General features: G+C 60.8%; 16 protein-coding genes and 2 pseudogenes. 6 read left to right on the top strand and 12 right to left on the bottom strand.

Annotated elements, in window-relative coordinates:
* Positions 1 to 62 precede the first annotated feature (62 nt).
* The 3 genes and pseudogenes from B723_RS34260 to B723_RS31110 all read right to left on the bottom strand — a co-directional run.
* Positions 63 to 344: pseudogene (locus B723_RS34260) on the bottom strand (PAS domain-containing protein); the annotation flags it as partial.
* Between the two features lie 152 nt (positions 345 to 496).
* On the bottom strand, positions 497 to 754 hold the full coding sequence (locus B723_RS31105; RefSeq protein WP_008026610.1) for a hypothetical protein: 258 nt from the start codon (positions 752 to 754) through the stop codon (positions 497 to 499).
* Positions 755 to 1,074: 320 nt separating this feature from the next.
* Positions 1,075 to 1,552 (bottom strand): annotated as a pseudogene (locus B723_RS31110) (transcriptional regulator); the annotation flags it as partial.
* Positions 1,553 to 1,744: 192 nt separating this feature from the next.
* On the opposite strand from B723_RS31110, the gene B723_RS31115 reads away from it, so the two are divergent.
* The 6 genes from B723_RS31115 to B723_RS31140 all read left to right on the top strand — a co-directional run bounded on the left by B723_RS31115 (position 1,745) and on the right by B723_RS31140 (position 10,335).
* On the top strand, positions 1,745 to 2,905 hold the full coding sequence (locus tag B723_RS31115; RefSeq protein WP_017340674.1) for an efflux RND transporter periplasmic adaptor subunit: 1,161 nt from the start codon (positions 1,745 to 1,747) through the stop codon (positions 2,903 to 2,905).
* The gene (locus B723_RS31120) at positions 2,902 to 6,009 is read left to right on the top strand and encodes a multidrug efflux RND transporter permease subunit (protein ID WP_017340675.1); all 3,108 of its coding nucleotides are present in this window, start codon (positions 2,902 to 2,904) and stop codon (positions 6,007 to 6,009) included. Before B723_RS31115 ends, B723_RS31120 begins: the two co-directional genes overlap by 4 nt.
* 9 nt (positions 6,010 to 6,018) lie before the next feature.
* Positions 6,019 to 6,696 carry a heavy metal response regulator transcription factor gene (locus B723_RS31125; protein WP_007916978.1) on the top strand — a complete coding sequence of 226 codons (678 nt, stop codon included), beginning with the start codon at positions 6,019 to 6,021 and terminating at the stop codon, positions 6,694 to 6,696.
* Positions 6,686 to 8,050, top strand: a complete 1,365-nt coding sequence (locus B723_RS31130; RefSeq protein WP_017340676.1) for a heavy metal sensor histidine kinase — start codon at positions 6,686 to 6,688, stop codon at positions 8,048 to 8,050. The genes B723_RS31125 and B723_RS31130 overlap by 11 nt, the downstream gene beginning before the upstream one ends.
* A 275-nt stretch (positions 8,051 to 8,325) precedes the next feature.
* A complete protein-coding gene (locus B723_RS31135) occupies positions 8,326 to 8,550 on the top strand; it encodes a hypothetical protein (protein WP_017340677.1) in 225 nt (74 codons plus the stop codon).
* A gap of 282 nt (positions 8,551 to 8,832) precedes the next feature.
* Positions 8,833 to 10,335 carry a sensor domain-containing diguanylate cyclase gene (locus B723_RS31140; RefSeq protein WP_031319111.1) on the top strand — a complete coding sequence of 501 codons (1,503 nt, stop codon included), beginning with the start codon at positions 8,833 to 8,835 and terminating at the stop codon, positions 10,333 to 10,335.
* A gap of 113 nt (positions 10,336 to 10,448) precedes the next feature.
* On the opposite strand, the gene lpxC is transcribed toward B723_RS31140, so the two are convergent.
* The 9 genes from lpxC to murD form a co-directional block, all read right to left on the bottom strand.
* Positions 10,449 to 11,360: a UDP-3-O-acyl-N-acetylglucosamine deacetylase gene (gene lpxC, locus B723_RS31145; protein WP_017340679.1), complete on the bottom strand. Its 912-nt coding sequence runs from the start codon at positions 11,358 to 11,360 to the stop codon at positions 10,449 to 10,451.
* A 112-nt stretch (positions 11,361 to 11,472) separates the two neighbouring features.
* A complete protein-coding gene (gene ftsZ, locus B723_RS31150) occupies positions 11,473 to 12,666 on the bottom strand; it encodes a cell division protein FtsZ (protein WP_017340680.1) in 1,194 nt (397 codons plus the stop codon).
* A 69-nt stretch (positions 12,667 to 12,735) separates the two neighbouring features.
* Entirely contained in the window at positions 12,736 to 13,995 is a 1,260-nt protein-coding gene (ftsA, locus tag B723_RS31155) for a cell division protein FtsA (protein ID WP_017340681.1), read from the bottom strand.
* Between the two features lie 15 nt (positions 13,996 to 14,010).
* A complete protein-coding gene (locus B723_RS31160) occupies positions 14,011 to 14,880 on the bottom strand; it encodes a cell division protein FtsQ/DivIB (protein WP_017340682.1) in 870 nt (289 codons plus the stop codon).
* Positions 14,881 to 14,884: 4 nt separating this feature from the next.
* Positions 14,885 to 15,841 carry a D-alanine--D-alanine ligase gene (locus B723_RS31165; protein WP_017340683.1) on the bottom strand — a complete coding sequence of 319 codons (957 nt, stop codon included), beginning with the start codon at positions 15,839 to 15,841 and terminating at the stop codon, positions 14,885 to 14,887.
* Entirely contained in the window at positions 15,838 to 17,298 is a 1,461-nt protein-coding gene (gene murC, locus B723_RS31170; protein WP_017340684.1) for a UDP-N-acetylmuramate--L-alanine ligase, read from the bottom strand. Before murC ends, B723_RS31165 begins: the two co-directional genes overlap by 4 nt.
* A complete protein-coding gene (gene murG / locus B723_RS31175) occupies positions 17,291 to 18,361 on the bottom strand; it encodes an undecaprenyldiphospho-muramoylpentapeptide beta-N-acetylglucosaminyltransferase (protein WP_017340685.1) in 1,071 nt (356 codons plus the stop codon). The genes murC and murG overlap by 8 nt, the downstream gene beginning before the upstream one ends.
* The gene (gene ftsW / locus B723_RS31180; protein WP_017340686.1) at positions 18,351 to 19,568 is read right to left on the bottom strand and encodes a putative lipid II flippase FtsW; all 1,218 of its coding nucleotides are present in this window, start codon (positions 19,566 to 19,568) and stop codon (positions 18,351 to 18,353) included. The genes murG and ftsW overlap by 11 nt, the downstream gene beginning before the upstream one ends.
* The gene (murD, locus tag B723_RS31185; RefSeq protein ID WP_017340687.1) at positions 19,565 to 20,911 is read right to left on the bottom strand and encodes a UDP-N-acetylmuramoyl-L-alanine--D-glutamate ligase; all 1,347 of its coding nucleotides are present in this window, start codon (positions 20,909 to 20,911) and stop codon (positions 19,565 to 19,567) included. The genes ftsW and murD overlap by 4 nt, the downstream gene beginning before the upstream one ends.
* Positions 20,912 to 20,916 lie beyond the last annotated feature (5 nt).

The following is a 20,916-nucleotide window of genomic DNA, read 5'->3' on the forward strand; positions in this document are numbered from 1 at the left end:
CGGACCGACTGATACTCCACGGCCTGACCGTTCTGCGTCACCGGCGTGGCGTAGGCGCTCACCCAATAGTGATCGCCATTCTTGCAGCGATTCTTCACCAGCCCCATCCACGAACGGCCACTTTTGAGGGTCTGCCACATATGCGCGAAAGCCGCCGCCGGCATGTCCGGGTGACGCAGCAGGTTGTGCGTCGAGCCCTGCAACTCCTCACGGCTGTAGCCGCTGATCCTGATGAAGTCGTCGTTGGCGTAGGTAATCGCGCTGGTCAGATCAGTGGTCGAGAGGATGTTCGCATCAGCCGCAACGTCGACATTACGGCCGGTCACCGGGAGGTTGATCTTCATGGAAAGCGCGCTCGTTGGATGGAAAGAGTCGGCAGGGCTGCTGACTCTAAGCGCACTGATTCCACAAACGTTGATCTGGCTCAGGATATGAGCACTTAGCCATCATCGCGATTGAAAACCGCGGCGGATGACCAATGGCGGAGGGTGGAAACTCAGCGCTTGCCCATCGAACGACGGGTGCCGGGAGGCGCTGCGCCGGGGGTCTTGGTGTGGCCGTTCTTGGCGCCGTTCTTGTACCACGGCTGGCTGGCGGTTTTCGCGGCGGCCAGTTCACCCGGCTTGAACGGGAACTTGAACGCCGGGATCGCGGCTTTGGTTTCGCTGTCTGCGCTGGAGTCGACGCTGTCTGGCAGGTCTGCCTGGTCGTCGCTCAAGGCGTCGGCAACCGGCGGTTGTGTCGGGGAAGTCATGAAAGCTCCGGGTGATGCAATAGAGTCGGGCCCGGTCAGCGAGCCGCGAAAGGCAGCAGTATACCTGTGTCGGGGACGGCAGGCTTTATGCCGCGAGTGAGTCTGTCGGGTTTTATGCTGGCTGGGCTGACATCATCGCAGGTAGCGCGGCTATCAGAGTCCGGTAAGCCGCTGTATCACACAGCTCAACAATTGCGATGCGCTATCCAACAACTGAGTCAACAACGCTTCATCCTCATCCTCATCCACGTAACCTTCGGACTTCGCCAAATTGCGCCGTTCATGGCACAAGGCGAACAATCGAACCTGCACTTTGTTCACCTCGGCGATTGCTCTTCCATAGGTATGAGCCGCTCCATCACGTCACTGTAGTGCAGCCCCTCGCCGATCAAGATCAGATCAGATCAGATCAGATCAATGTCACTGGATGCGTTTGCCTGATCCTTGGCAATGGAACCGTACACAAATGCCCAAATGACCTGTTCGGCAAAGGGCTGCAGTGCCTGGCGCAGAGGCTCGGCGATGCCGAAAGTCTTACGAGTGATACCCAATAGTTCGGCATAAATCGGGCAATCGGAGGTTGGCTTGATAATGGGTTTGGTTGCCCTGCCGGGTCATGGCCAATACGCCCGAGCGTTGTAACCGATCCAGCTCACGCATGAGACTGCCTTTCCCTACCTGAGCCCAGCGAGCAATTTCGTTGGCGTAGAAACGTTGGTCAGGTCTGCCAAACAACAAGCCCGGCACTTTTTGCTGCGTGCCCGTAAACAAAGCTTCGCTGAGAGAAAGGTTCTTCACAGTGACGACCATAGAGTCCCAAAAAGGGAACGACAGGTCCCTTTTCGGGACCTATCAAGGCGAAAGAGCCACAAACCCCAAACTGACAGCGCCGTCAGTTAGCCGTCACCTTCCTGACCGGCGAACAGGTTTATAAAGGGAGGTATAACCCTGACCAGACTCCGTCCCCCCCAGCCCCGGCGCCCCACTCGCATGCGAATTCAGAAAAAACCCGCCTTGATCGCCGCTCTTCTGATTGTCCTGGCAGCGTTGGGCGTGTGGTATGCCACCAAACCCGTGACAGCCAAACTCGCTGCGCCCACGGCGATCCCGGTTAGGGTGGTGAACGTCGCCGAAAAAGACGTCCCTCGCTACGTCAGCGGCATCGGCTCGGTGTTGTCTTTGCACAGCGTGGTAGTGCGCCCGCAGATCGACGGCATCCTCACTAAAATCCTGGTCAAGGAAGGTCAGTTGGTGAAGAAGGGGGACCTGCTGGCCACCATCGACGACCGCTCGATCCGCGCCAGCCTCGACCAGGCCCGCGCACAACTCGGCGAAAGCCAGGCGCAGTTGCAAGTGGCGCTGGTGAACCTCAAACGCTACAAACTGCTTAGCGTCGACGATGGCGTCTCAAAGCAGACCTACGACCAGCAACAAGCGCTGGTCAATCAGCTCAAGGCCACCGCCCAAGGCAATCAGGCTTCGATTGATGCCGCGCAGGTGCAGCTTTCCTACACGCAGATTCGCTCCCCGGTCAGCGGTCGAGTCGGTATTCGCACGGTGGATGAAGGCAACTTCCTGCGCATGACCGACACCCAGGGCTTGTTCACGGTGACCCAGATCGACCCGATCGCCGTGGAGTTTTCCCTGCCGCAGCAAATGCTGCCGACTCTGCAAGGCCTGATCAACGATCCGGAGCACGCTCAAGTGAAGGCCTACATCGGTGCCGACACCGACGGCGAAACCGGCAACCTGCTGGGCGAGGGTCACCTGACCCTGATCGACAACCAGATCAGCGCCAACACCGGGACCATCCGCGCCAAGGCCGAATTCAACAACCCCGGGCAGAAACTCTGGCCGGGCCTGCTGGTGACGGTAAAGATTCAGACAGCATTGGATAAAGATGCCCTGGTGGTGCCGCCCACCGTCGTACAACGCGGGCTCGATCAACACTTCGTGTACCGGGTCAAGGGTGACAAGGTTGAAACCGTCCAGGTACAGATGGTCTATCAAGGCAGCGGCCAGGACATCATCAAAGGTGTGAAACCGGGCGACGTGCTGGTCAGCGACGGCCAATCGCGGCTCAAACCCGGCTCGACCGTGCAGGTCCTGACCGAGCCACCGCAAGTGGTCCAGTCGGAGTCGAGGCCATGAAGGGCCACGGCTCGGTTTCGGCGTGGTGCATCGATCATCCGGTGGCGACGATCCTGCTGACGTTTGCCCTGGTGTTGCTGGGTGTCATCGCCTTCCCACGCCTGCCGATTGCACCGCTGCCGGAAGCCGAATTCCCGACCATCCAGGTCGCCGCGCAACTCCCCGGCGCCAGCCCGGAAACCATGGCGTCGTCGGTGGCCACGCCGCTTGAAGTGCAATTCAGCGCCATCCCCGGCGTGACCCAGATGACCTCGAGCAGCGCCCTCGGCTCGACCAACCTGACCCTGCAGTTCACCCTCGATAAAAGCATCGACACCGCCGCCCAGGAAGTTCAGGCCGCCATCAATACCGCCGCCGGCAAACTGCCCAAGGACATGCCGAACCTGCCGACGTGGCGCAAGGTCAACCCGGCCGATAGCCCGGTGCTGATTCTCAGCATCAACTCAACCTTGATGCCCGGCACCGAACTCAGCGATCTGGTGGAAACCCTGCTGTCCCGTCAGATCAGTCAGATCGACGGCGTAGGACAGATCAACATCACCGGTCAGCAACGTCCGGCGATTCGCGTGCAGGCCTCGGCGGACAAACTCGCGGCCATCGGCCTGACCCTGGCGGACATTCGCCTGGCGATCCAGAACACCAGCCTCAACCTGGCCAAAGGTGCTTTGTACGGTGAGTCGAGCATTTCCACGCTGTCCACCAACGACCAGTTGTTCCATCCCGAGGAATACAGCCAGCTCATCGTTTCCTACAAGGACGGTGCCCCGGTTCACCTCAAGGATGTTGCCACTGTCGTCAACGGTTCGGAAAATGCCTACGTGCAAGCCTGGGCCGGCGACAAGCCCGGGGTGAACCTGGTGATTTCCCGGCAGCCGGGCGCCAACATCGTTGAAACCGTGGACCGCATCCAGGCCGCCCTGCCCGGCCTCGAAGCGATGTTGCCGGCCTCGGTGCAAGTCAAGGTGCTGGTCGACCGAACCCAGACCATCCGCGCCTCGTTGCATGAAGTGGAGATCACCCTGCTGATCGCGATCATGCTGGTGGTGGCGGTGATGGCGCTGTTCCTGCGCCAATGGTCGGCGACGCTGATCGTGTCGGCGGTACTGGGTGTTTCGCTGGTCGCCAGTTTCGCCCTGATGTACATCATGGGTTTCAGCCTGAACAACCTGACGCTGGTAGCGATCGTGGTGGCCGTGGGGTTCGTGGTCGACGATGCGATTGTGGTGGTGGAAAACATTCACCGACACCTGGAGGCCGGCGATGGCATGCGCGAAGCGGCGATCAAGGGCGCCGGCGAAATTGGCTTCACCGTGGTCTCGATCAGTTTTTCGCTGGTGGCGGCGTTCATTCCGTTGCTGTTCATGGGCGGCGTGGTCGGGCGACTGTTCAAGGAATTCGCCCTGACGGCCACGTCTACGATCATGATTTCAGTGGTGGTGTCGCTGACCCTGGCGCCGACGCTTGCGGCGCTGTTCATGCGCGCCCCGGTGCATCACGCCCACAGCAAACCCACGTTCGGCGAACGGTTGCTGGCGTGGTACGAAAAAGGCCTGCGCCGCGCCCTCGCCCATCAGAAATTGATGATCGGTGTGTTCGGGTTGTCTCTCGGTCTGGCCATTGCCGGCTACATCTTCATTCCGAAAGGTTTCTTCCCGGTCCAGGACACTGGTTTTGTCCTCGGCACTACCGAAGCGGCCGCCGACATTTCCTACCCTGACATGGTGAAAAAACACCTGGCTATGGCGGAAATCGTCGCGGCCGATCCGGCGGTCGCGGCGTTTTCCCACTCGGTTGGCGTTTCGGGCAGCAACCAGACCATCGCCAACGGCCGCTTCTGGATTTCCCTGAAAAAACGCGGTGACCGCGACGTCTCGGCCAGCCAGTTCATCGACCGGATTCGCCCGCAACTGATGAAAGTGCCCGGCATCGTGCTCTATCTGCGCGCTGGCCAGGACATCAACCTGAGCTCCGGCCCGAGCCGCGCGCAGTACCAATACGTGCTCAAGAGCAACGACGGCGCGACCCTCAGCACCTGGACCCAGCGCCTGACGGAAAAACTGCGCACCAACCCGGCATTCCGCGACATTTCCAACGACCTGCAACTGGGCGGCAGCATCACGCACATCAGCATCGACCGCAGCGCCGCCTCGCGTTTCGGCCTGACCGCCAGTGATGTCGACGAAGCGCTGTACGACGCGTTCGGTCAGCGGCAGATCAACGAATTCCAGACCCAGATCAACCAGTACAACGTGATTCTGGAGCTGGACACCCAGCAACGCGGCAAGGCCGAAAGCCTCAACTATTTCTACTTGCGCTCGCCCCTGAGCGGGGAAATGGTGCCGCTGTCGGCGCTGGCGAAATTCGATGCACCGACCGTGGGTCCGTTGTCCATCGCCCATGACGGCATGTTCCCGGCCGCCAACCTGTCGTTCAACCTGGCGCCCGGGGTGGCGTTGGGCGATGCGGTGATCATGCTCAATCAGGCCAAGGCTGAAATCGGCATGCCGGCGGCCATGAGCGGCAACTTCCAGGGCGCGGCCCAGGCGTTCCAGAGTTCACTGGCAAGCCAGCCATGGCTGATTCTGGCGGCGCTGGTGGCGGTGTACATCATTCTTGGCGTGCTCTATGAGAGCTTCGTGCATCCGCTGACTATCATCTCGACGCTGCCCTCGGCGGGGCTCGGGGCGGTGATCATGCTGTGGATTTGCGGCCAGGACTTTTCGATCATGGCGCTGATCGGGCTGGTGCTGCTGATCGGCATCGTGAAGAAAAACGGCATCCTGATGATCGACTTCGCCCTCGAAGCCCAGCGTAAAGGTGGCCTGCCACCGGAAGAAGCGATCTACCAGGCCTGTATCACCCGATTCCGGCCAATCATCATGACCACCCTCGCCGCTCTGCTCGGCGCGCTACCGCTGATGCTCGGCTATGGCACCGGCGCCGAACTGCGCCAGCCATTGGGGATCGCGGTGGTCGGCGGCTTGCTGGTGAGCCAGGCGCTGACGCTGTTTACCACTCCAGTCATATACTTGTGGCTTGAGCGGCTATTCCATCGGCCCAAACCAGCGCCAGCAACGATGCCGGCGTTGGCGACCACAGACTGAGGCGGGGTCATGCGCGTTCTGATTATCGAAGACGAGGAAAAAACCGCGGACTATCTGCACCGCGGCCTGACGGAACAAGGTTACACCGTGGACCTGGCGCGGGACGGCGTCGAAGGCCTGCACCTGGCGCTGGAAAGCGACTACGCGGTGATCGTCCTCGACGTCATGCTGCCGGGCCTCGACGGCTTCGGCGTGCTACGCGCGTTGCGTGCGCGCAAGCAAACCCCGGTGATCATGCTCACCGCCCGCGAGCGTGTCGAAGACCGGATCAAAGGCCTGCGCGATGGCGCCGACGATTACCTCGGCAAACCGTTTTCCTTCCTTGAACTGGTGGCACGCCTGCAAGCCCTGACCCGTCGCAGCGGCGGCCATGAACCGGTGCAAGTGAGCATCGCCGACCTGTGGATCGATCTGATCAGCCGCAAGGCGACCCGCGCCGGTACGCGACTGGACCTGACCGCCAAGGAGTTCTCGCTGCTCAGCGTGCTGGCCCGCCGACAAGGGGAAATCCTCTCGAAAACGGCGATTGCGGAAATGGTCTGGGACATCAATTTCGACAGCGACGCCAACGTCGTCGAAGTCGCGATCAAACGCCTGCGCGCCAAGCTCGACGGGCCGTTCGACGAAAAACTGCTGCACACGATCCGCGGCATGGGTTATGTGCTGGAGAGCCGTGGTGTCCAGTAATTCGATTGCGCTGCGTCTGAGCGGGATGTTTACGCTGGTAGCGCTTCTGGTGTTTCTGTTGATCGGCTGGGCGCTTTATCAACAGGTCGACAAGGGCCTGGGCCTGCTGCCCGAAGCCGAGCTGGACGCGCGTTACAGCGTGCTCGAATCCACCGTCGGCCGTTACGGTACGCCGGAGCATTGGGTGAAGATCAACAACAAGCTCAAGCTGTTGGGTGAAGAAGACAAACGCATCAGTTTCTGGATCATCAGCGGCGATCCGCACTACGAATACGGCAACCTGACGCCGCAGATCCGCGCCTTCGCCGATGGGCCGCTGGGCATGCGGGATCTGCAGTTGCCGGATCAGCCTTATCCGCTGAAAGTGCTGGTCAGCCAGTTTCCGGCCAAGGATCAACGACCGCCATTGCGCTTCATGATCGGCATCGACACAGAGACGTTTTTCCAGACCCAGCATCATCTGCTGGTTGCCCTGATCAGCCTCGCGATTGTCGGTGTGCTGTTGGCCTCGGCACTCGGTTATTGGGTGGCACGGATCGGTCTGAAACCGTTGATCAAGCTGTCCCAGGAAGCCCAGCGACTGGCGCCGCCGTTGCGTTCCGGGCGCTTGCGCCTGTCGTCGCTGCCACCGGAACTGAATCAGTTCGTCAACTCGTTCAACTCCACGCTGGAGCGGGTCGAACAGGCCTACTCGCGGCTTGAGTCGTTCAATGCCGATGTCGCCCACGAATTGCGCTCGCCGCTGACCAACCTGATCGGCCAGACCCAAGTGGCGCTGACGCGTGGGCGCTCGGCCGAACACTACTTCGAAGTGCTGCAATCGAACCTCGAAGAGCTGGAGCGGCTGCGCTCGATCATCAACGACATGCTGTTCCTCGCCAGTGCCGATCAGGGCAGCAAGGCGACCAAACTGACGTCCACCTCACTGGCCGATGAAGTGGCGACGACGCTGGAGTATCTGGATTTCATTCTTGAAGATGCGCAGGTCCAGGTGCAGGTCAGTGGCGATGCGCAGGTGCGGATCGAGATTGCGCATCTGCGGCGGGCGCTGATCAATTTGCTCAGCAACGCAGTGCAACACACCGAGCCCGGCCAGGTGATTCAGGTGCGGATCGAGGTCGAGGAGCATCAGGTCAGCATCGGCGTCGCCAACCCCGGCTCGCCGATTGCCAGCGAGCATTTGCCGCGGTTGTTCGAGCGCTTTTATCGGGTCGATGCGTCGCGCAGCAACAGTGGCAACAACCACGGTCTGGGGCTGGCAATCGTCAAGGCGATTGCGCTGATGCATGGTGGCGATGTGTTTGTGCACAGTGACCACGGCATGAATACCTTCGGCATCCATTTGCCGGTCTGAATCACCTTGCTCCCTGTGGCGAGCGAGCTTGCTCGCGCTGGGCTGCGAAGCAGCCCCAATCGGTCACTTGGTTTTTCTGACAAACCGAGGCGCCTGGGTGCGACTGCTGCGCAGCCCAGCGCGAGCAAGCTCCCTCGCCACAAAAGCCGTCGCCCAAGCAGGCACTGTTGCCTTAATCGCAACAGTCCTTTCATGAATCCGCTCTTTTTCCCCTCTCCAAAGCGCCTTATCTTTGCCGCACCAAACAGCACTTGCCAAGCAAGAAGGTTTTAAAGATGTCCAACACCATGGGTATTGCCAGCGCGTTCGTTTTGTCCTCTTTGTTCCTCTCCCCGTTCGCCATCGCTGAAGAGTCGCAGACCTTCGTCGCGCACAATGCAGCACGCGCTGCGGCGTTCGAAGCGTATCAGAACGAAATGACGGCCAAGGCTCCGGACGCTGCGCGAACCCCTCAATCCTCTTCTTCTCAGGCCCAGCCACAGGTCGAGAAAGATAGCTGAACGCAAACTATCGCTCTATTTTTTCTCGACACTTTCATCGGCTCTTCCCGTTGAACAGTTGTCTTCAAAGCCGCTGCTGTCAGCGGCTTTTTTTTGTTGCCGCTTCATTGATCATTACATCCATTGCAACGATGCGGATCAGTGTTCAGCCAGTCGACATCAGGACACCGATGAATACCTGCTGATCGTCGACTACCCGCTCAATGTCTTCTAAGCTTGGGTAAGTAAAGGCCAGCGCGTTTTGCTGGTCTTTTTTTTGCTCCTCAAGCAGACATCTTCCCCATGCCCGCGAGCCGCCCCAGACACGTTTCAGGCAAGACCGGTCGCCCCGAGCTCATGGTGATCCTCGGCAGCACCCTGACCGTTATCGCGATCATCAGCATCGTCACTTTCCTGTTGATCCGAGAACACGCCAACGCGCAACAGGCCGCCACTCGCAGCGCCACCACGATTGCGCAACTGATCGACGCCGACGTGCTGCGCACGGTCGAACTCTACGACCTGACCCTGCAAGGCCTGATTGCCGCTTCGCAGCGCGACGACTTGAAACAGGTTTCGGCGCAGATCCGCCATCTGGTGCTGTTCGACCGCTCTACCACGGCGCGCTTCAAGGGCGACATTCTGCTGCTGGACAAGCAGGGCGAGGTGATTGCGGACTCCTCGCTGATCGAGCCCAAGCCCGGCAACTTTGCCGATCGCGATTATTTCCTCGCACATGCTTTCAACCGCGACACCGGCATGTTCATCAGCCGACCGTTCCAATCCCGCTGCGATTGCGAGGACAGCGACGAATGGCGAATCAGCTTCAGCCGCCGCATCTCATCGGCTACGGGTGAGTTCCTCGGGGTTGCCGTCGCTTCGATGCGCCTGGGTTACTTCGATCAGTTGTTCAACAGCCTGAACATCGGCGCCGGCAGCGCGCTGTCCATCATCAACGACGACGGTATATTGCTGGCGCAGAAGCCTCATCTGGTCAATGACTCGATCGGCAAAAACTTCGCCAATCGCCCCAATGTCCAGCGCATCCTGCGCGAACGCAACGGCAGCTTTGACAGCGTGTCGAGCGTCGACCGTGAGCAACGCCTGTATACCTTTTCCAGGGTCGGCAACCTGCCATTGACGGTGATCGTCGCGCTCTCGGGGAACGACGTGTTTGCCGCCTGGAAGCGCACGGCGATTGTGATCAGCGGTGCGACCGGCGTGTTGTGCATCGGCCTGCTTTGGCTGACCTGGCTGCTGTGCCGGGAGCTGCGACTGCGCCACCACGCCGAGCAGGAACTGGCACAGCTGGCCGCCACTGATGACCTGACCGGCGTAGCCAACCGCCGAACGCTGGACCAGACACTGCGTCATGAGTGGTTTCGCGCCCAACGGTCGGGTAAACCGCTGTCGGTGTTGATGATCGACGCCGACCACTTCAAGGCCTTCAACGATCAACATGGCCATCAGGCGGGCGACGATGCGCTACGCGCACTGGCCAAAGTGATCGCCGAGAACGTACGGCGACCGGCGGATCTGGTCGCCCGGTACGGAGGGGAAGAGTTTTCGGTCATCCTGGCGGAAACGGACAGTGCGGGCGCACAGCAGATTGCCGAACACATCCGCGTTGCCGTGGAGCAACTGCCGTTTGTGGCGGGTATTGAATCGCCGATTACTGTCAGTATTGGCATCAGCACCTGGACCACGACCACCGACACCAGCCTCGAGCAGTTGCTGTTTGCGGCGGACAAGGCGCTGTATCAGGCGAAGGAAAGCGGGAGGAATCGAGTGGTGGCTACGCAGTGAGATCGTCAGTGTGGCGGCCCGCGATGGGGCCAGAACGAACACCGCATCACTTTCCGGCAGACATAAAAAAAGGCCACCCGAAGGCAGCCTTTAAAAACTAGAGAGGTTTTTACTTACACCGCCGCAACCGGACGCATGTAAGAGATCGGTGCAGTGCTGGCGTCTTCGAAAGTCACGACTTCCCAAGCATCTGTCTGCTCAATCAACTTGCGCAGCAGCTGGTTGTTCAATGCATGTCCGGACTTGAAGCCCTTGAACTCACCAATCAGGCTATTGCCCAGCAGGTAGAGGTCACCAATTGCATCGAGGATCTTGTGCTTCACGAATTCGTCTTCATAGCGAAGGCCGTCTTCGTTCAGTACACCATCCGCGTCGACCACAATAGCGTTTTCAACGCTGCCGCCGAGTGCGAGGTTGTGCTTGCGCAGGTACTCGATGTCACTCATGAAACCAAAGGTACGGGCGCGGCTGACTTCTTTTACGAACGAAGTGCTGGAAAAATCCACGCTTGCACTTTGTGTGCGGTTACGGAAAACCGGGTGATCGAAATCGATCTCGAAACTCACCTTGAAGCCTTCGAAAGGGACGAAAGTGGCGCGCTTGTCGCCATCTTCCACTGTCACTTCCCGCAGGATCCGGATGAACTTCTTCGGTGCGTCCTGTTCTTCCAGGCCGGCCGATTGAATCAGGAATACGAAAGGTCCAGCGCTGCCATCCATGATCGGGACTTCGGACGCGGAGAGCTCGACGTAGGCGTTATCGATGCCCAGGCCAGCCATGGCCGAGAGCAAGTGCTCCACCGTATCCACTTTGGTGTCACCACTGACCAGCGTGGTCGACATCGTGGTTTCACCAACGTTTTCCGCGCGGGCAGGAATCTGCACCACAGGGTCGAGATCGGCACGACAAAACACAATGCCGGTGTCGATAGGTGCGGGCTTGAGGGTCAGGTATACCTTCTCCCCGGAGTGCAGGCCTACACCTGTGGCACGGATAATATTTTTCAGTGTGCGTTGTTTAATCATGGCTTGGGCCGCTTCAGCGCAAATTGCGAACTGGTATCAACAAAGGCTGGCGATAATAGCAGACCAGACCTTTGCTGAACACCAATCACCTTCATAGCCCTGATACATTCCATTAATCGGCCTGACGACGCAGGAAAGCCGGGATGTCCAGGTAGTCCAGATCATCTTGCGGATTCATCTTCGCAGCAGTCGCAGCACCGGCCTGAGCCTGGTTGCGCATGACGGTCGGACGGTCCAGGTCACGGTAGTTTACCGCTGGCGCTTCCTGACGAGCGGGAGCCGATTGTTGCGGCTGAGACGCCATGGAGGTGTGAACGGTGTTGTCGATGACCTTCACAGGCTTCTCGATTTTCGCGCCCAGACCGGTGGCAACTACAGTCACGTGCAACTCGTCGCGCATGTCCGGATCGATAACGGTACCGACCTTGACCATGGCGTGCTCGGAAGCGAAGGCTTCGATGATGCTACCCACGTCGGAGTACTCACCCAGGGACAGGTCAGGACCGGCGGTGATGTTCACCAGGATGCCGCGTGCACCTTGCAGGTTCACGTCTTCGAGCAACGGGTTGCGAATGGCCGCTTCGGTGGCCTCGCGTGCACGGTTCGGACCGCTGGCGCAGCCAGTGCCCATCATCGCCATGCCCATTTCGCTCATCACGGTACGCACGTCGGCAAAGTCGACGTTGATCATGCCCGGACGCTTGATGATGTCGGAGATACCGCGAACGGCACCGGCCAGTACATCGTCAGCCTTGGCGAAAGCCGACAGCAGGCTGGCGTCCTTACCAAGGATGGTCAGCAGCTTCTCGTTGGGAATGGTGATCAACGAGTCGACGCTTTCGGACAGCAGACGAATACCTTCGTCGGCGATCTGCATGCGCTTGCGACCTTCGAACGGGAATGGACGGGTCACCACCGCAACGGTGAGGATCCCCATTTCCTTGGCCACTTCAGCAATGATCGGCGCAGCACCGGTACCGGTACCGCCGCCCATGCCGGTGGTGATGAACACCATGTTGGTGCCCTGCAGGACTTCGGCAATGCGCTCACGGTCTTCGAGAGCGGCCTGACGACCTACTTCAGGATTGGCGCCAGCGCCGAGACCTTTGGTCACGCCGGTGCCCAGTTGCAGGATGGTCCGCGCGCCAATGCTCTTGAGCGCCTGGGCATCAGTGTTGGCGCAGATGAATTCAACGCCTTCAATGTTGCTCTTGACCATGTGATTGACAGCGTTGCCGCCGCCTCCGCCAACACCGATAACCTTAATGACCGGGCTTGCGGGGATGTTGTCTACGAGTTCGAACATTTTCCCTCTCCTTTGATTCTCTAGTTTTTTCGCCTACTGCCTGTATCTACAACGGTGCTGCGGTAATTCTTAGAAGTTGCCTTGCACCCAGCTCTTGATGCGATCGATCAAGGCGGCTTTCGGCTCTTCATTGCTGTAGCTGTCGCGGCTGCTGATGCCCGAGAACGAAATCCCGTCGGACTGCTTTTGCAGGCCGTACATCAACAGGCCAACGCCGGTGGAATAAATCGGGTTGCGCACCACGTCGTCCAGACCCTTGACGCCATGGGGCACGCCCAGGCGGACCGGCATGTGGAAGATTTCTTCGGCCAGTTCGACCGCGCCTTCCATCTTCGACGTACCACCGGTCAGCACGATGCCGGCCGGGATCAGGTCTTCGTAGCCGCTGCGACGCAGTTCGGCCTGGATCAGCGTGAACAGCTCGTCGTAACGCGGCTCGACCACTTCGGCCAGGGCCTGGCGCGACAACTCGCGCGGTGGACGGTCGCCGACGCTTGGCACCTTGATGGTTTCACCGGCGCCGGCCAGTTTGGCCAGGGCGCAGGCGTAGCGAATCTTGATTTCTTCGGCGTACTGGGTCGGGGTGCGCAACGCCATGGCGATGTCGTTCGTCACCTGATCGCCCGCAATCGGGATCACCGCGGTGTGACGGATCGCGCCTTCGGTGAAGATCGCGATGTCGGTGGTGCCGCCGCCGATGTCCACCAGGCACACGCCCAGCTCTTTCTCGTCGTCGGTCAATACCGAGTAGGCCGAGGCCAGCTGCTCGAGAATGATGTCGTCGATTTCCAGACCGCAGCGACGCACGCATTTCTCGATGTTCTGTGCCGCGTTGACGGCGCAGGTGACCACGTGGACCTTGGCTTCCAGACGTACGCCGGACATGCCCAGGGGCTCACGAACGCCTTCCTGGTTATCGATCACGTAATCCTGCGGCAGGGTGTGCAGCACGCGCTGGTCAGCCGGGATCGCCACGGCCTGGGCCGCGTCGAGGACGCGTTCAAGGTCGGCGGAGCTGACTTCGCGATCACGAATCGCGACGATGCCGTGGGAGTTCAGGCTGCGGATGTGATTGCCCGCCACACCGACGAACGCCGAGTGGATCCGGCAACCGGCCATCAGCTGCGCTTCTTCGATCGCGCGCTGAATCGACTGGACGGTGGACTCGATGTTCACCACCACGCCTTTCTTCAGGCCGCGGGACGGATGAGTGCCGATCCCGACGATTTCCAGCGTGCCGTCGTCCGAGACCTCGCCTACCAGCGCCACCACCTTGGAGGTGCCGATATCGAGACCGACGATCATTTTGCCGCTTTGCACGTTTGCCATGGGTCCTGCCTCTTCTTAATTCTTCGCGACAGCGGGTTGGGCTGTCGTGGGCGCTACAGGTTCCCGCCAGCCAACAGCGAGGCCGTTGGCGTAGCGCAGATCGATGCGCGCAATGTTCGTAATCTGTTCTTTAAGCGTCTTGTCGTAGATGGCAATGAAACGGCGCATCTTTTCCACCTGGTTGCCGCGGCCCAGCAGCAGTTCGATCCCCGGGCCTGCACTGCCGGCGCCGGTGGTCAGGAACCAGCTGCCCCGCTCACGCAACTCCAGGCGTGCAATCGAGAAACCCAACGGCCTGAGCATCTGGCTCAGCACCTGGTATTGCTGCATCACTTGCTGCTGAGCCCGTTGTGGGCCGAACAGCTGTGGCAAATGTTCGTAGTTCGCCAGTTCACGCGGGGTGAACGCCTGACCCTGGTTGTTCAACAGCGATTCGTCGCCCCAGCGGGCCACCGGCAGTTGTTCTTCCAGGCGGATCACCACTTGATCCGGCCATACCCGACGCACTTCGGCGTGGGCAATCCAGGGCATCTGTTCCAGCTCGGTGCGCATGCTCGCCAGGTCGATGGTGAAGAAGCTCGACGCCACGTAAGGGGCGATCCGCTGCTGCACCGCTTGCTGGCTGATGTAGCTCAGGTCGCCCTGCACCGCGACCTTGGAGATCGGCCGGTCGGCGTACGGCAGCAACCGCTGTGCGCCTTCGTAAGTACCGAACCCCACCGCCACTAACATCACCGGCCAGAACAAGGCTTTGAGAAAACCAAAATTGGCTTTCGGCAGGCGCGCGGACATCGGCTCTTTGGCCACCATTCGGCTGGCACCCCGCGGCACCGGCTTGCGGCCGGGTGCTGGTGGGGGCTGATGTCTCAACTGTGCGCCTTGCATGGTCTTACCCTCGCGCCTCGATGCTGGCTGCCAGAATCGCCAGAACCAGCTGCTGGAAATCCAGACCGGCAGCACGGGCCGCCATCGGCACCAGACTGTGATCGGTCATGCCCGGTGCGGTATTGACTTCGAGGAACCAGAACTGCCCGTCGGCGTCCTGCATCACGTCTGCCCTGCCCCAACCGGCGATACCCAGCGCCTCACAGGCTTTCGCCGTGAGGTCCATCAATTCTTTTTCCTTGGTGCTGTCCAGGCCACATGGAATCCGGTACTGGGTATCGGAAGCCACGTACTTGGCGTCGTAGTCGTAGAAGCTGTGCGTCGTGCCCAGGGCAATGGGTGGCAACACCTGGTCACGCAGGGTGGCGATGGTGAACTCCGGACCTTGAATCCATTGCTCGACCAACACTTGCGAATCGTAGGTACTGGCCGCTTTCCACGCGTCGATCAACTCGGACGCGGAGGTCACTTTGGCCATCCCGATACTTGAACCTTCATGGGCCGGTTTGACGATCAAAGGGAAGCCCAGTTCCGTCGCCGCCGAAATACAATCGGCCTCGGAACTCAATACCGCGTGGCGTGGCGTCGGAATGCCGAGGCTGTGCCAGACCTGTTTGGTGCGCAGCTTGTCCATGGCCAATGCCGAAGCCAGAATGCCGCTGCCGGTGTACGGAATGCCCAGGCACTCCAGCAGGCCTTGCATGCTGCCGTCTTCACCGCCACGACCGTGGAGAATGATGAAGGCGCGGTCGATTTTTTCGTTGAGCAAACGCTGCAACAGGTCATCGCCCACGTCGAGACCGAACGCGTCCACGCCGGCGCTTTGCAGCGCGTCGAGAACCGCGTTACCCGACTTCAGGGATACCTCTCGCTCGGCACTCTTGCCGCCGAACAGCACGGCGACGCGGCCGAAATCTTTCGGCGCGATCGTGGAGACGAGGTTGGCGTAAGCAGCAGTCATTTCAACTTCCCCACGCTTGGCGCGGCAACGGCGCCAGCGAACAACGGACTGTTCAACAGTTTCGGTGCAAGACCGCCAATATCACCGGCGCCCTGGCACAGCAGGATGTCGCCGGCACGCAGCAGCGGCTTGACCACCGGCGCGAGGTCGACACCGCGCTCGATGTAGATCGGGTCGAGCTGGCCGCGCTGACGGATGCTGTTGCACAGTTTGCGGCTGTCGGCGCCCGGGATCGGCTCTTCACCGGCCGGATACACTTCCATCAGCAACAGGACGTTGGCGTCGGCCAGTACATTGACGAAATCGTCGTAGAGGTCGCGGGTGCGGCTGTAACGGTGCGGCTGGTAAACCATCACCAGGCGGCGCTCCGGCCAGCCACCGCGCACGGCCTTGATCACAGCGGCCACTTCAGTCGGGTGGTGCCCGTAGTCGTCGACCAGCATCACGCTGCCGTCTTCGACTGGCAGTTCGCCGTAGACCTGGAAGCGTCGGCCAACACCCTGGAAGCCGGACAGGCCCTGGACGATGGCTTCATCGCTGACGCCTTCGTCAGTGGCGATGCAGATGGTGGCCAGTGCATTCAGCACGTTGTGGTTGCCCGGCATGTTCACCGAGACATCCAGCGGCTCGCGGTCAGGACGCAGCACGGTGAAGAAAGTCTGCATGCCCTGCTGACGCACATTGATTGCGCGCACGTCGCAGTCATCGCCGAAGCCGTAAGTGACGGCCGGACGTTTGACCTGCGGCAGAATTTCACGCACCACCGGGTCGTCCAGGCACACCACCGCCAGACCGTAGAACGGCAGGTTGTGCAGGAACTCGACGAAGGTTTTCTTCAGTTTGTTGAAGTCACCGTCGTAGGTCGCCATGTGGTCGGCGTCGATGTTGGTGACCACGGCCACCAGCGGCTGCAAGTGCAGGAAACTGGCGTCGCTTTCGTCGGCTTCGGCGATCAGGTAGCGGCTGGTGCCGAGCTGGGCGTTGGTGCCCGCGGCATTCAGGCGACCACCGATGACGAAGGTCGGGTCCAGGCCACCGGCGGCGAACACCGAAGCGATCAGGCTGGTGGTGGTGGTTTTGCCGTGCGTACCGGCAACGGCGATGCCGTGGCGATAGCGCATCAACTCGGCCAGCATCTCGGCGCGTGGCACCACCGGGATGCGGCGTTCCAGCGCGGTGGCGACTTCCGGGTTGGAGGTGTTCACGGCACTCGACACCACCAGCACATCGGCGGCGGAAGCGTTTTCAGCGCGGTGGCCAATGAAAATCTGCGCGCCAAAGGATTCCAGGCGTTCGGTCACCGGCGAAGCTTTCAGGTCCGAACCGGACACGTCATAGCCCAGGTTCAGCAACACTTCGGCGATCCCGCACATGCCCACGCCGCCGATACCGACGAAGTGGATGCGACGGATGCGGCGCATTTCCGGTTGCGGCATGGCTTTCTGATTCTCAACCATGGGCCACCTCCAGGCAGGTATCGACCACGTTACGGGTCGCATCGGGTTTGGCCAGGCGGCGTGCCGCAGTGGCCATGTCGGTGAGTCGTTGTGGTTGCATCAGGACCTCTGTCAGGCGTGCGGCAAGATCCGCAGCGCCAGTCGTTCTTTGCGGCATCAGGAAGGCAGCGCCTTCACGGGCCAAATAATCGGCGTTGCGGGTCTGGTGATCGTCGATCGCGTGGGGCAAGGGCACCAGCATCGAGGGCAGACCGGCGGCGGCCAGTTCACTGATGGTCAGCGCGCCTGCTCGGCACACCACCAGGTCGGCCCAGCCATAGGCGTGGGCCATGTCTTTGATGAAAGGCTGCACTTGCGCCTCGACGCCAGCCGCGCGATAGCGCTCTGCAGTCACTTCATCGTGGTTTTTGCCGGCCTGATGAAACACTTCCGGGCGCAGGTCAGGGGCGACGAGCGACAGGGCTTCAGGCAGCAACTTGTTCAACGGTTCTGCGCCCAGGCTTCCGCCCAGGATCAGCAAACGCGCCTTGCGACCGGCCAGGGCGGGTCGCGGTGTGTCGAGGAACAGCTCGGTGCGCACCGGATTACCGGTGGTCCGTCGGCTGTCCGACAGGGTAAAGGTGTCGGGGAACGCTTCACAGACTCGGGCGGCCAACGGCACCAGCAACCGATTGGCGGTACCTGCCACGGCGTTCTGTTCGTGAACGATCACCGGCACACCAGCCAGTTTGGCTGCAACACCGCCAGGACCGGTCACATAACCACCAAAGCCGACCACGCACACCGGGCGCAGCTGGCGAATGATCGCCCGCGCCTGCCAGACGGACTTGAGCAACATCAACGGTGCCTTGAGCAGGGACAATTTGCCCTTGCCGCGCAGACCGCTGGCATTGATCCGATGCAGCTCGATACCGGCCAGCGGCACCAGATCGTTCTCGATGCCACGCGGCGTCCCGAGCCAATGCACGGTGTAGCCGCGGGCCTGGAATTCGCGAGCGCAGGCCAGCGCCGGGAACACGTGGCCACCGGTGCCGCCCGCCATGATCAGAACGTTAGCGCCCATGGGTCGACTCCTCGGCGAAGTCGCTCTCATGAAACTCCATCTCTTCGCTGCCCAGATGGGTTCGACTTTCCCACTCGATGCGCAGCAACAAGCCGAGACAGGCACAGCAGATCACCAACGAACTGCCGCCATAACTGAGGAACGGCAAGGTCAGGCCCTTGGTCGGCAGCAGGCCGACGTTCACCCCGATGTTGATCAGGAACTGACCAATCCACAGGAACGACAGGCCATACGCGATGTAAGCGGCAAAGAATTGCTTGGCCTTCTCGGCCCAATATCCGATGTACATGCCGCGAATACAAACGAAGACAAATAGCGCGACCGTGCACAAGGAACCTACGGCACCCAGTTCTTCGGCCAGGACCGAAAACACGAAGTCGGTGTGGGCTTCCGGCAGGTAGAACTGTTTCTGCACGCTGTTGCCCAGGCCCACGCCCAGCCATTCGCCACGACCAAACGCGATCAATGCCTGCGATAACTGATAACCGGCACCGAACTGGTCAGCCCACGGATCGGCAAAGTTGGTCAGGCGCGCCATTCGATACGGCTGTACCTGAATCAGCAGCACCACCGCCGCGACCGCCAGAACCACCATCAAGGAAAAACGGAACAGCCCGACCCCGCCGAGGAACAGCATCGCCGCCGCCGCGCCCATCATCACGACGGTGGCACCGAAGTCCGGCTCCATCAGCAACAGCCCCGCCATCGGCAGCAGCACGATGAACGGCTTGAAGAATCCCATCCAGCTTTCACGCACTTCTTTCTGGCGACGCACCAGATAACCGGCGAGGTAGATCACCACGAACACCTTGGCGATCTCGGAAGGCTGAACGTTGAAGAAACTGAAACCGATCCAGCGCATCGACCCGTTCACTTCACGGCCGATCCCCGGAATGATCACCATCACCAGCAAACCGAACGCACCAATCAGCATCAGCCAGCCCAGGCGCTGCCAGGTGGCGATCGGAATCATCATGGTGACGATGCAGGCACCCAGGCCCAGTACCACGTAGATCAGGTGGCGAATCATGTAGTACAAGGCACTGCCCGACTGCACGGCCGCCACTTCGGTCGAGGCCGATGCAATCATCACCAGACCGAGGCCGAGCAAGGCCAGGCAACCGGCGAGCATCGGGAAGTCGAGATCGATGCCGCGCCCGGTAATGAGCGGTGAAGGGTACGGCTTGATGATGTTGAGCAGGCTCATGCCAGATCCTCCACGGCGCGGACGAACTGGTGACCACGGTCTTCGTAATTCTTGAACATGTCGAAACTGGCGCAGGCCGGCGACAACAGCACCACGTCGCCCGGTTGTGCTACGGCCCGGCATTGCTCCACCGCATCGACCAGCGAACCGACGCGGATCAGCGGCACGGCGTCGCCAATGGCCTCGCCGATCTTGTCGGAGTCGCGGCCCATCAGGATCACGGCGCGGCAGTTGGCCGCCACCGGATCACGCAGATCATTGAACTCGGCGCCCTTGCCGTCGCCACCGGCGATCAGCACGACCTTGCCATCGATGTCCGCGCCCAGGCCTTCGATGGCAGCCAGTGCGGCGCCAACGTTGGTGGCCTTGGAATCGTTGTAATAGCCCACGCCATCAAGGTCACGAACCCACTGGCAGCGATGCTCAAGCCCGGCGAACGTGCGCAGGCTCGACAGCATGGCGTCGAACGGCAGCCCGACCGCGTGGCCAAGGGCCAAGGCCGCCAGGGCATTGGACTGGTTGTGGGCACCGCGAATTTTCAACTCGCGCACCGGCATCAGGTTCTGGAATTCGAAGGCCAGGTACTTCTCGCCGTGCTCCTCCCGGATACCAAAGGCCTTGAAATCAGGCTTGCCCAAACCGAAGGTCCAGCAAGGCTGGCCTTCGCCAATCAATGGACGGGTCAGCGCGTCCTGACGATTGACCACAAACTGTTTGGCGCCGCGGAAGATCCGGTGCTTGGCCAGGTGATAGGCCGGCAGACCGCTGTAGCGGTCCATGTGGTCTTCGCTGATGTTGAGCACAGTCGCCACTTCGGCGTTGAGTTGGTCAGTGGTTTCGAGCTGGAAGCTCGACAACTCCATCACGTACAGCTCGACGTCATCGCGAAGCAGGTCCAGCGCCGGGGTGCCAAGATTGCCTCCGACGGCGACACGCTTGCCCGCCGCAGCAGCCATCTCGCCCACCAGGGTGGTGACGGTGCTTTTCGCGTTGGAACCGCTGATGGCGACAATCGGCGCCTTCGCATTACGCGCGAACAGCTCGATGTCACCGGACAGTTTCACGCCACGGGCAGCAGCGGCCTGCAGGGCCGGGGTCGCCAGCGCCAGGCCGGGGCTCACGTAGAGTTCGTCGGCACGGCACAGGAATTCGACGTCCAGCTCGCCACAACGCACTTCCACGTGCGGATAGTCACGCTTGAGCGTGGCCAGTTCCGGTGGATTTTCCCGCGTATCGGCGACAGCAAACGACGTGCCCCGGTTCGCCAGGAAGCGAACCAGGGACATGCCGCTCTTGCCGAGGCCGACAACGATGCGGAAGTGGTCAGAAGCGATCAGAGACACTCGTT

Origin of the sequence: Pseudomonas fluorescens NCIMB 11764, assembly GCF_000293885.2 — a bacterium.
GTDB lineage: Bacteria > Pseudomonadota > Gammaproteobacteria > Pseudomonadales > Pseudomonadaceae > Aquipseudomonas > Aquipseudomonas fluorescens_B.

Coding starts and splice junctions, on each gene's coding strand:
- B723_RS31105 (WP_008026610.1), bottom strand. CDS start 754: ATGACTTCCCCGACACAACCGCCGGTTGCCGACGCCTTGAGCGACGAC.
- B723_RS31115 (WP_017340674.1), top strand. CDS start 1,745: ATGCGAATTCAGAAAAAACCCGCCTTGATCGCCGCTCTTCTGATTGTC.
- B723_RS31120 (WP_017340675.1), top strand. CDS start 2,902: ATGAAGGGCCACGGCTCGGTTTCGGCGTGGTGCATCGATCATCCGGTG.
- B723_RS31125 (WP_007916978.1), top strand. CDS start 6,019: ATGCGCGTTCTGATTATCGAAGACGAGGAAAAAACCGCGGACTATCTG.
- B723_RS31135 (WP_017340677.1), top strand. CDS start 8,326: ATGTCCAACACCATGGGTATTGCCAGCGCGTTCGTTTTGTCCTCTTTG.
- B723_RS31140 (WP_031319111.1), top strand. CDS start 8,833: ATGCCCGCGAGCCGCCCCAGACACGTTTCAGGCAAGACCGGTCGCCCC.
- lpxC (WP_017340679.1), bottom strand. CDS start 11,360: ATGATTAAACAACGCACACTGAAAAATATTATCCGTGCCACAGGTGTA.
- ftsZ (WP_017340680.1), bottom strand. CDS start 12,666: ATGTTCGAACTCGTAGACAACATCCCCGCAAGCCCGGTCATTAAGGTT.
- ftsA (WP_017340681.1), bottom strand. CDS start 13,995: ATGGCAAACGTGCAAAGCGGCAAAATGATCGTCGGTCTCGATATCGGC.
- B723_RS31160 (WP_017340682.1), bottom strand. CDS start 14,880: ATGCAAGGCGCACAGTTGAGACATCAGCCCCCACCAGCACCCGGCCGC.
- B723_RS31165 (WP_017340683.1), bottom strand. CDS start 15,841: ATGACTGCTGCTTACGCCAACCTCGTCTCCACGATCGCGCCGAAAGAT.
- murC (WP_017340684.1), bottom strand. CDS start 17,298: ATGGTTGAGAATCAGAAAGCCATGCCGCAACCGGAAATGCGCCGCATC.
- murG (WP_017340685.1), bottom strand. CDS start 18,361: ATGGGCGCTAACGTTCTGATCATGGCGGGCGGCACCGGTGGCCACGTG.
- ftsW (WP_017340686.1), bottom strand. CDS start 19,568: ATGAGCCTGCTCAACATCATCAAGCCGTACCCTTCACCGCTCATTACC.